The organism is Xanthomonas sp. LMG 12462, assembly GCF_009192885.1.
Taxonomy (GTDB): domain Bacteria; phylum Pseudomonadota; class Gammaproteobacteria; order Xanthomonadales; family Xanthomonadaceae; genus Xanthomonas_A; species Xanthomonas_A sontii.
Window position 1 is genome coordinate 1 of the sequence record NZ_NMPP01000126.1, and the last position, 1,017, is coordinate 1,017.

General features: G+C 53.4%; 2 pseudogenes. Both read left to right on the plus strand.

Annotated elements, in window-relative coordinates:
- Window positions 1–563 (plus strand): annotated as a pseudogene (locus CEK69_RS21145) (hypothetical protein); the annotation flags it as partial.
- A 33-nt stretch (window positions 564–596) separates the two neighbouring features.
- Window positions 597–1,017, plus strand: a pseudogene (locus tag CEK69_RS20870) (hypothetical protein); the annotation flags it as partial.

Here is a 1,017-nt window from a genome sequence, read left to right on the forward strand (position 1 = left end):
GCGAACGCGCACATCTGAGCCTGGATGTGTCGACGCGGACGGTCGATATCGGGTATCACTATTTGAATGGCGTGGATCCAAATAACGTCCTATACGCGCCGAACTCTACGGATGATGGCGACCCGGCTGAACGTCTTGAGGGCAGAATTCAGGGTAAGGAGATTTATGGCCTGACGCCATACTATGCCGATCTGAAAAAATCCTTCACCTATTATCGCAAAAAGGGCTATAACGAGTCGCACTCGGATGAGCCAACAAACATTTTCAATGTCGCCAGTCAAAAAGACTGGTATGTGGCGCGCGACCACAATGGGCAGATCAGCACGCTGATCAAGTGCACCTCTCATGAAGTGACCGAGTCAGGTGTCGAGTACCGCGATGGGAGACTAGTCCGAAGCAAAGAAGATCCACTTCCGGACTGTACTCATTTGTTTGTCATAAAAGATTTGAGCGCCATGGTGGAAATCCGGTACGTCCGCTTCGCGCTGCCAGATTGGAAAAAGATCGAAGCAGCCGCGCGCGACAATCTGAAGAAGTTCATGGTACAGAGTCGAGGGCTGTAAGGTGCGATCTATTCGGGATAAGGAGAATCTCTGATGACAGGACTTGATGAAAAGGATATCGAAATCCTCAAATACTATGCCCAAGATGGAAACCGGGAGCTTTATTGGAACTACCTCGCGCACAAGCAGGGCAATGACGGCTATGGCTTGCTTGCGCTTGGCGTAGTTCGCAACGACAACGCGCCAGGTGCCACTGCCAATGCGTTTGCAGATCGCCAGGCGCGGGAAGATGGTGTCCGCATGAGTGAGCGCCAATGGAATGGTTTCGGTGTCGACTTGATGAGGAGTGATTTCGAGCAGCGTGAGCTCTATCAGAAGAAAGCGCATCGCCCCGATCTGGCGCTCAATCTTCCAGTCAAGGACGTCGAAGCCGTCCATGACGCGACCTTCCAGAAGCATCACATCACCCCCAATGGCTGGACGCCGCGCGAACTGCTCGACGCCGCGCGCCGCC